This is a genomic window from Streptomyces sp. W16, assembly GCF_033194735.1.
Lineage (GTDB): Bacteria > Actinomycetota > Actinomycetes > Streptomycetales > Streptomycetaceae > Streptomyces.
The window spans coordinates 1-1,431 of the sequence record NZ_JAWOAI010001069.1; the positions used below are offsets into that span (position 1 = coordinate 1).

Annotated in this window: 1 pseudogene; it reads right to left on the reverse strand. The window is 75.1% G+C overall.

Annotated elements, in window-relative coordinates:
• Nucleotides 1-1,431 (reverse strand): annotated as a pseudogene (locus tag R6V09_RS53140) (BTAD domain-containing putative transcriptional regulator); the annotation flags it as partial.

Sequence of the window (1,431 nt, forward strand, 5' to 3'; positions counted from 1 at the left end):
TGTGTCTCCAGCGGCAGGAGCCTGGCCGAGGTCATCAACGCGGCGGCGAGCAGGCGTGGTTCGCCGCCTGCGCGGGCCAGCGCCAGTTGGGTGCGGGCCGCCTCCAGGGCGCGGGGCGCGTTCTCGGCCGCCACCGCTTCGACGTAGACCTGCAACACCCGTGCGCGGGTGGGGCCGTCGAGACCGGGATCGGCTGCGAGACGTTCCAGCCGCTCCAGCGTGGTCCGGTCGCAGAAGCCCTCCAGTCTGCTGCGCCAGGGCGAGGGTTCGGTCCAGGCGCCGTAGACGGCGGCCACCAGGTCGCCCCGGTCGGCCTGTTCGGCGAGTTCGACGGCGCGCTGCCGGGTGCGGCGGGCCGCGTCGGTGGAACCGGCCCTGATCTGGGCGCCGAGCAGCCGTACCAACAGGCTTACGGTGTCGTCCAGTTGGGCCGGTTCGGCGGCCGGGCCGGTGGCGGCGGCGCGGGTCTCGATCGCCTGCTGGATCAGGTCAACGGCGACGTCGTGGGCGTAGCGCTGTTCGGCCGCCTCGGCGGCGCGGAGCGCGTAGTCGACGGCGAGGGGTGCGTGCGCGGTGCTGCCGGAGTGGGCGAAGTGGTGGGCCAGGGCGGCGAGTTCGTGCGGCCGGTGGCGGCGCAGCGCCTGCGCTATGCGGGCGTGCAGGCGGGCGCGTCGTACTCCGGACAGGTCGGTGTACACGGTGTCGCGGACCAGCGCGTGCACGAACCGGACGCGTCCGGGGCCGGACTCGGTCAGCAGGTCGGCGGCGAGGGCTGCGTCGAGGCCCTCCAGCACCGTGTCCTCGTCGGTGTCGGCGGCGTCGACCAGGACGGCCGCATCGGCCTCCAGGCCCACGACGGCCGTGAGCCGCAGGGCCGAGCGGGCTGTGGCGGGCAGCCGGGCGAGCCGTCTGCGCAGGACGTCGCGTACGCCCTGCGGGACCTCGGAGACGGCGACGAGGGCGCCCTCGCGGGCCAGCAGCCGTGCGCTCTCCAGGACGTAGAAGGGGTTGCCGCCGGTCCGTTCGGCGAGGGCCGTGACCGTCCAGGGATCGACGGGTTGACCGCACACGGCGTCGACCACGGTGGCGACGTCGTGCGGGGCCAGACCGCTCAGCGCGACGCGCCTGGGTGCGGCGGGGGCGAGGTGGGCGAGGGTCTTGCCCAGATCCTCCCCCGCCTCGGCGGGCCGGTAACTGGCGACGGTGAGCAGGGGTACGCCGGTGACGGTGGACGCGGCTTCGAGCAGGGCGAGGGTCTCGCCGTCGGCCCGGTGCAGGTCCTCCAGGACGACAGCAAGGGGGAACTCACCGGCCGCCGCGCGGAGCCAGGCGGCGAAGGCGCGATGCATCCGGAAGCGTCCGGCGGTCGCCTCGTCCCGGGTCGTGACGGCCGCGCTGTCCTGCTCGCGCAGCAGTACGGCCAGTTCGGCG